The sequence below is a fragment of the Nocardioides sp. genome, from assembly GCF_031422975.1.
Lineage (GTDB): Bacteria > Actinomycetota > Actinomycetes > Propionibacteriales > Nocardioidaceae > Nocardioides.
This window is the reverse complement of the sequence record NZ_JANPEO010000289.1, coordinates 1-6,575: the sequence shown is the minus strand read 5'-3', so window position 1 is coordinate 6,575 and position 6,575 is coordinate 1. Positions and strand designations below refer to the sequence as shown.

Here is a 6,575-nt window from a genome sequence, read left to right as displayed (position 1 = left end):
CGTGCCGCTCGCCTTGTGCTCCGTCAGGCACTCGTTGAACACCTGCTCCATGAGCGGGTCGAGGCCGGATGTGGGCTCGTCGAGGACCAGCAGTTCGACCGGCGCAGCGAGGGCCGCCACCAGCGCGACCTTCTGCCGGTTGCCCTTGGAGTAGGCCCGGCCCCTCTTGGTGGGGTCCAGCTCGAAGCGTTCGAGCAGCTCGTCGCGCCGCGTGTCGGCCGGCTCGATGCCTCGCATGCGGAGCAGGAGGTCGATCGTCTCGCCGCCCGACAGGTTGGGCCAGAGGCTGACGTCGCCGGGGACGTAGGCAAGTCGACGGTGGATGTCGGTGGCGTCGCGCCACGGGTCGAGCCCGAACACGGTGGCAGATCCCGCCTCGACGCTCAACAGCCCCAACAGCACCCGCAGGGTCGTGGACTTCCCCGCGCCGTTGGGCCCCAGGAAGCCATGCACCTCGCCCCGGGCGACGCTCAGGTCGAGGCCGTCGAGAGCACGCACGTGACCGAACTGCTTGACCAGTCCGGAGACGGCGATGGCGATGGCGTCGGTCACGCCTCGATTCTGCTCCTTCGGTCCTCCGCCGGCCCGGTGACTGACCGGATCCGGTCCGGGCTCATGCGTTCGCGACGTCCACGTCGATCGCCTGCGCGTCCAGGATCGCCCGATCGAGCACGGCGCGCCGCGGGTCCGGCACCGGCAGCCAGGGCCCGACGACCGCCACGCCGGCCAGCCGCGGGTCCATGAGCACATCGGCCACGGCGACGTGGTCGCCCCCGGTCACGAGCGGTCCAGGGCGGAGGATGCGCGCCGCATGATCGGCCGCGGCCTCGTAGGCCTGCCGTGCCTGGTTGTCCCGGCGGCGGGCAAAGCGCTGCTGGCTCTGCCCTCCTGCCTTCGTCCGTCCCTGCACGTGCCGCTGGCCGATCTTGTGCTCCACCATCTCGACACCCGCCAGCCGGGCGATCGCGAAGCCCCCCTTGCGGACCAGCAGCACGCCCCACTGTGCCGGCGCCTCGACGTCGGCGAGGAAGGCAGCGACGTCGGGCCCGCCGTCGTACGCCGCCGCGAACGGCAGTCGCGCCGTGAACGTCGATCCGTCGTGAGCCTCGCCACGCAACGCGCCGTCAAGGACCGACAGCGACGTCGAGCCGTGACGACCCTCGAAGTTGTCGACCCAGCGGAGCCAGCGCGCCGGAGGCACCAGCACGTGCGTGCTGTTCGTCACGAGCCCACCGTCACAGGAAGTCGAGCGGGTCGAACTCGTCGATCGGGATGACCCTGACCCGCGGCAGCGGGGAGTTGAACGCCCCGATGTCGTACTCGAGGTCGATGATCCGCAGCCCCGGCAGTCCCCGGAAGGCGCTGTTGACGAACTCGCCGAAGCCGACGACGCCGACCTGTCGGCTGCCGTCGCACAGGGCGGTGATCTGGTCGAGGAAGTCGCCGTCATGGCTGGCCAGGATCACGTCGGCCTCACGCGCGAGCAGTGCCTCGGCCGTGCGCTGGATGGCGATGTCGACCACCTTGCCGGCGCCGCTGAGCGGGATCGGCTTGAAGCCGATCGCGATCAGCGCCTGGACGAAGGTCGTGGGCATCTCGGAGCCCGCGGCCAGGAAGAACAGCCCGGTCACCGGCTGGTCGAAGGTCCGCTCGCTCCATTCGAGCAGCCGGTCCCAGCGCGGTCGCTCCTCGGGGCGCGGGCGTCGCCCCAGGATCGAGTTGCCCAGGGTGGCGTCGATGTTCTCCCCGTCGATGAGGAGGTAGGTCTTGCGGTCCATCAGGTCTCGGCCCGGTAGATCACGCGGAAGTGCTCCACGATGTCGGTCCCGATCTCGACACTTCGATCTCGAGCAGCGCGACCGGATGACCGGCACCGTTGCAGAGGATGGACAACGAGCCGGCGACGGGCATCTCGGCGCCGTCGTCGCCGTACGCCTCGGCGGACGTCGACGTCGCGAGTCGGTCGTCGGCGTCGAGACCGGCCACGAACTCGTCGGCCTGCTCGGCGGTCTCACCGTAGGACCACGCGGGCGGGCGGACGACCTCGAGCGTGGTCGGTCCGAAGTAGGCCGGCGCCACATTGAGCTTGGCGTGGAATCTCGCCAGCTCCCAGAAGGTGCCGATCTCGTCGTTCGTCATGTCGGCGACCCTAGACCCATCCGGTGAGTCCTACTCCTGTCGCCGTGGCAGCGTCGCCAGGGCTTCGCGCACCAGCGCGACGCGGGCGGCGACGGCCACCTTGCCCCGCAGTCCGCGACCGGCGTCGCCGATGGTCTCCGCCACGGCGGCCGACACCTGCGCGTCGGTGAACGTCGGGCGGGTGCCGGTGGGCACCTCGACGTCCGGCAGCGCGAGCAGCACCGGCAGCACCTGGCCGCCCACCGCGTCCAGCACCAGATAGCGCTCGTGGCGGCTCAGGGCCGCCCAGGTCTCCTCGCGGTCTCGCCGGCGCCGGATCCCACGCTGGCGCGCACCGGCCACCGTCTTGGCGGCGCTGGTGACCGCCTCGGTCAGCTCATGCTCGGTGAAACGCATGCTCAGACGTTGAAGCCGAGCGCCCGCAGCTGCTCGCGGCCGTCGTCGGAGATCTTGTCCGGACCCCACGGCGGCATCCACACCCAGTTGATGGCGACGTCGTTGACCAGGCCCTCGAGCGCGGAGTTGGTCTGGTCCATGATCACGTCGGTCAGCGGGCACGCCGCCGAGGTGAGCGTCATGTCGATGACGACGTTGGAGCCCTCGTCGAGGTGCACGTCGTAGACCAGGCCGAGGTCGACGACGTTGATGCCGAGCTCGGGGTCGACGACGTCCTTCATCGCCTCGGTGACGTCGTCCACGGTGACGGTCGAGCCGGCACCGGTGGCCGCGGGGACGTCGGGCAGGTCGCTGTTGTCGATGGTCATGAGTTCTCCTTCGAGAGGGTCTGGGCGGTCGCGTCTTTCCACGCCATCCATGAGAGCAGGGCGCACTTCACGCGTGCGGGGAACTTGGCGACGCCGGCGAACGCGACGCCGTCCTCCAGGACGTCCTCATCGGGGTCGACCTTGCCCTTGCCCTGCATGAGCTCGAGGAAGGTCTGGTGGATCTGCATCGCCTCGTCGACGGACTTGCCGATCAGCAGGTCGGCCATCACGGAGGTGGAGGCCTGCGAGATCGAGCAGCCGACGGCGTCGTAGGACACGTCGTCGACGACGCCGTCGGCGAGGTGCACCCGCAGGGTGACCTCGTCTCCGCACGTCGGGTTGACGTGGTGCACCTCGGCCTCGAACGGGTCGCGAAGCCCCGCGTGGTGCGGGTGCTTGTAGTGATCCAGGATGATCTCCTGGTAGAGGTTGTCGAGCGCGGCATCCATCGGCTCAGCCCACCTTGAAGTAGGCGCGGGTGTAGTTGAGGCCATCGATCAGCGCGTCGATCTCCGCCGGCGTCGTGTAGAGGTAGGACGACATGCGCGTCGAGGCCTGCACGCCGAAGCGCGCATGCGCGGGCTTGGCGCAGTGGTGTCCGGCGCGCACGGCGATACCACGCGAGTCGAGCACCTGGGCGATGTCGTGCGGATGCACGCCGGCCAGCTCGAAGGAGATCGCCCCGCCGCGCGAAGCGGCGTCGAGCGGCCCGAGCACGCGCGTGCCCGGCACGGACGCCAGCCCCTGGAGGGCATAGCCGGTGATGGCCTGCTCGTGCGCGTGGATGGCGTCGAGGCCGATGCAGTCGAGGTAGTCGACGGCCGCACCGAGACCGATGGCCTCGATGATCGGCGGCGTTCCGGCCTCGAACTTGTGCGGGATCCCGGCGTACGTCGATCGCTGCATCGTCACCGTCTCGATCATCTCGCCGCCGCCGTGGAACGCGGGCAGCGCGTCGAGCACCTCGCGGCGACCCCACAGCACGCCGATCCCGGTGGGGCCGACGACCTTGTGGCCGGTGAAGACGAGCACGTCAGGTCGCGAGGCGCCTTCCATGGCCTGCAGGTCGATCGGCAGCTGGGGCGCGGCCTGGGACGCGTCCACGACCACGACGGCGCCGACCTCGTGGGCGCGCGCGGCGATCTCGGCCACCGGGTTGATGGTGCCCAGCATGTTGGAGACCCAGGTCAGCGACACGACCTTGGTGCGCTCGGTGATGAGCTCGTCGATGTTCGACAGGTCGAGGCGACCGTCCTCGGTCAGCCCGAACCAGCGCAGGGTCGCTCCCTTGCGCTCGGTGAGCAGCTGCCACGGAACGATGTTGGAGTGGTGCTCCATCTCGGTGATGAGGACCTCGTCGCCCGCGCCGATCGCCAGGTCGCCTGTCGCCCAGGAAAGCGTGTTGGCGACCAGGTTGAGCGCCTCGGTGGCGTTCTTGGTGAAGATCACCTCGTCGCGGCTCGGTGCCTTGATGAAGGCGGCCACCCGGTCGCGCGCCGCCTCGAACGCCTCGGTCGACTCCGAGCCGAGCTGGTGCATGGCGCGGGAGATGTTGGCGTTGTGGCGCTCGAGGTGGTCGACCATCGTGTCGATGACGATCTGCGGCTTCTGCGAGGTGTTGGCGCTGTCGAGGTAGACCAGCGGAAAGCCGCCCGCGAGCTGACGCTCGAGGATCGGGAAGTCCTTGCGGATGACTTCCAGCTCCGGCAGGAGGCCGTCCATGGTCAGACCGCCGCGGGCTTCGTGTACTTGTCGTAGCCCTCGGCCTCGAGCAGGTCGGCGAGCTCGGGGCCGCCCTCCTCGGCGACGCGACCGTCGATGAAGACGTGCACGAAGTCGGGCTTGATGTAGCGCAGGATCCGTGTGTAGTGGGTGATGAGCAGCACGGCCTTGTCACCGTCGGCCTTGAACCGGTTGACGCCGTCGGAGACGATCCTGAGCGCGTCGATGTCGAGGCCCGAGTCGGTCTCGTCCAGCACGGCGACCTTGGGGTTGAGCAGCTCGAGCTGCGCGATCTCGTGGCGCTTCTTCTCACCACCGGAGAAGCCCTCGTTGACGTTGCGGGTCGCGAACGTCGGGTCGAGGTCGAGCGCCTGCAGGGCTGTGTTGACGTCCTTGACCCAGGTGCGGAGCTTGGGCGACTCCCCGTCGATCGCGGTCTTCGCCGTACGCAGGAAGTTGGAGACCGAGACGCCGGGCACCTCGACGGGGTACTGCATGGCCAGGAACAGGCCGGCGCGGGCGCGCTCGTCGACCGTCATGGCCAGCACGTCCTGGCCGTCCAGGGTCACGGTGCCGCCGGTGACGGTGTACTTCGGGTGACCCGCGATCGAGTAGGCCAGCGTGGACTTGCCGGAGCCGTTGGGGCCCATGATGGCGTGCGTCTCGCCGTCGTTGATCGTCAGCGTGACGCCCTTGAGGATCTCCTTGGGGCCGTCCTCGGTGTCGACCGAGACCAACAGGTCCTTGATTTCGAGCTTGCTCATGAGGGGGTCACTCCATTCAGGGTGGTCTCGACGTCGACCCAGACTTCTGAGCTGCCGTCGGCGTCGCGGATTTCGGCGGGGAAGGTGGCGACCGGTTCGGTCGCCGGGAAGGTGGTGGGCTTGCCGGTGCGCAGGTCGAAGGTCGATCCGTGCAGCCAGCACTCGATGGTGCAGTTGGCGACCTCGCCCTCGGAGAGGGCCACGGCCGCGTGCGAGCAGAGGTCCTGCAGCGCGAAGACCTCGTCGCCGTTGCGCGCGACGGCGACGTCGAGGGCCCCGATCGTCACGCCGAGGGCCTCGTCGGTGGGCACGTCGTCGAGGGCGCAGGCGCGGACGAAGGTCATGCGACTGCCTCGGCTTCCTCGCGCAGCACGTTCTTGGCCAGCTCGGCCTCGACGGTCGCCATCAGCTTGTCCTCGATGGCGGGCACGCCGATCTTGCGGATCAGGTCGTTGAAGAACCCGTGCACGACCAGCCGACGCGCTTCCTTGTCGTCGATGCCGCGCGAGCGGAGGTAGAACAGCTGCTCGTCGTCGAACCTGGCCGTGGCGCTGGCGTGGCCGGCGCCTTGGATCTCGCCGGTCTCGATCTCGAGGTTGGGCACGGAGTCGGCGTGGCAGCCGTCGCTGAGCACGAGGTTGCGGTTCTCCTCGTAGGTCTCGATGCCTTCGGCGATCTTGCGGATCAGCACGTTGCCGATCCAGACCGTGTGCGCACCCTGCCCCTGCAGCGCGCCCTTGTAGAGCACGTTGCTCTTGGTGCGCGGTGCGTTGTGGTCGGCGAAGAGGCGGTGCTCGATGTGCTGGCCCTCGTCGGCGAAGTAGAGGCCCAGCAGCTCGGCCGACCCGCCGGGACCGGCGTATTGCACGTTGCAGTCCATGCGCACGAGGTCGCCACCGAACGTCACTGCCACGTGCTTGTACGTCGCATCGCGACCGACGAGCGCCTGGTGGTGCGCGAGGTGCACGGCGTCGCCGGCCCAGTCCTGCAGGGACACGACCGTGACGTCGGCACCGTCGCCCACGACCACCTCGACGACGGCCGCGACCGCGGCGGAGCCGGTGTGGTTGATGACGACCACGCCGCGGCTGTGAGCCCCGAAGCGGAGCGTCATGTGCGCACCCATGGTGGCGTCGAGGTCGATGCCCTCGATCTCCATGAAGATCGGCTCGGCCCTATCGTGCTC

The 6,575-nt window shown here is 69.1% G+C and carries 11 protein-coding genes; all 11 read right to left on the bottom strand.

Annotated features, from left to right (window positions below; all coding sequences use genetic code 11):
- The coding region (locus RMO85_RS08695; protein ID WP_310528329.1) for an ABC transporter ATP-binding protein at positions 1 to 552 on the bottom strand (552 nt) is incomplete at its 3' end.
- 61 nt (positions 553 to 613) lie between these two features.
- Positions 614 to 1,225, bottom strand: coding sequence for an acVLRF1 family peptidyl-tRNA hydrolase (locus RMO85_RS08690; RefSeq protein ID WP_310528328.1), 612 nt, complete (start codon positions 1,223 to 1,225; stop codon positions 614 to 616).
- Between the two features lie 10 nt (positions 1,226 to 1,235).
- Positions 1,236 to 1,778, bottom strand: coding sequence for an NYN domain-containing protein (locus RMO85_RS08685; protein ID WP_310528327.1), 543 nt, complete (start codon positions 1,776 to 1,778; stop codon positions 1,236 to 1,238).
- 19 nt (positions 1,779 to 1,797) lie between these two features.
- Complete coding sequence (locus tag RMO85_RS08680; protein ID WP_310528326.1) at positions 1,798 to 2,139, bottom strand: hypothetical protein; 342 nt, start codon at positions 2,137 to 2,139, stop codon at positions 1,798 to 1,800.
- A 30-nt stretch (positions 2,140 to 2,169) separates the two neighbouring features.
- Positions 2,170 to 2,535 (bottom strand): hypothetical protein, encoded by a 366-nt coding sequence (locus RMO85_RS08675; protein WP_310528325.1) that lies wholly within the window; start codon positions 2,533 to 2,535, stop codon positions 2,170 to 2,172.
- Between the two features lie 2 nt (positions 2,536 to 2,537).
- Complete coding sequence (locus RMO85_RS08670; protein ID WP_310528324.1) at positions 2,538 to 2,903, bottom strand: metal-sulfur cluster assembly factor; 366 nt, start codon at positions 2,901 to 2,903, stop codon at positions 2,538 to 2,540.
- A complete protein-coding gene (gene sufU, locus RMO85_RS08665) occupies positions 2,900 to 3,352 on the bottom strand; it encodes a Fe-S cluster assembly sulfur transfer protein SufU (RefSeq protein WP_310528323.1) in 453 nt (150 codons plus the stop codon). Before sufU ends, RMO85_RS08670 begins: the two co-directional genes overlap by 4 nt.
- 4 nt (positions 3,353 to 3,356) lie before the next feature.
- On the bottom strand, positions 3,357 to 4,625 hold the full coding sequence (locus tag RMO85_RS08660) for a cysteine desulfurase (RefSeq protein ID WP_310528322.1): 1,269 nt from the start codon (positions 4,623 to 4,625) through the stop codon (positions 3,357 to 3,359).
- Positions 4,626 to 4,627: 2 nt separating this feature from the next.
- Positions 4,628 to 5,389, bottom strand: a complete 762-nt coding sequence (gene sufC / locus RMO85_RS08655) for a Fe-S cluster assembly ATPase SufC (protein WP_310528321.1) — start codon at positions 5,387 to 5,389, stop codon at positions 4,628 to 4,630.
- Complete coding sequence (locus RMO85_RS08650; RefSeq protein ID WP_310528320.1) at positions 5,386 to 5,733, bottom strand: non-heme iron oxygenase ferredoxin subunit; 348 nt, start codon at positions 5,731 to 5,733, stop codon at positions 5,386 to 5,388. Before RMO85_RS08650 ends, sufC begins: the two co-directional genes overlap by 4 nt.
- The coding region (gene sufD / locus RMO85_RS08645; RefSeq protein ID WP_310528319.1) for a Fe-S cluster assembly protein SufD at positions 5,730 to 6,575 on the bottom strand (846 nt) is incomplete at its 5' end. The genes RMO85_RS08650 and sufD, both read right to left, overlap by 4 nt.

Bases quoted from the DNA above. Each gene is read 5' to 3' on its own strand.
- RMO85_RS08685 (WP_310528327.1), bottom strand. From the start codon at position 1,778: ATGGACCGCAAGACCTACCTCCTCATCGACGGGGAGAACATCGACGCC.
- RMO85_RS08680 (WP_310528326.1), bottom strand. From the start codon at position 2,139: ATGACGAACGACGAGATCGGCACCTTCTGGGAGCTGGCGAGATTCCAC.
- RMO85_RS08675 (WP_310528325.1), bottom strand. From the start codon at position 2,535: ATGCGTTTCACCGAGCATGAGCTGACCGAGGCGGTCACCAGCGCCGCC.
- RMO85_RS08670 (WP_310528324.1), bottom strand. From the start codon at position 2,903: ATGACCATCGACAACAGCGACCTGCCCGACGTCCCCGCGGCCACCGGT.
- sufU (WP_310528323.1), bottom strand. From the start codon at position 3,352: ATGGATGCCGCGCTCGACAACCTCTACCAGGAGATCATCCTGGATCAC.
- RMO85_RS08660 (WP_310528322.1), bottom strand. From the start codon at position 4,625: ATGGACGGCCTCCTGCCGGAGCTGGAAGTCATCCGCAAGGACTTCCCG.
- sufC (WP_310528321.1), bottom strand. From the start codon at position 5,389: ATGAGCAAGCTCGAAATCAAGGACCTGTTGGTCTCGGTCGACACCGAG.
- RMO85_RS08650 (WP_310528320.1), bottom strand. From the start codon at position 5,733: ATGACCTTCGTCCGCGCCTGCGCCCTCGACGACGTGCCCACCGACGAG.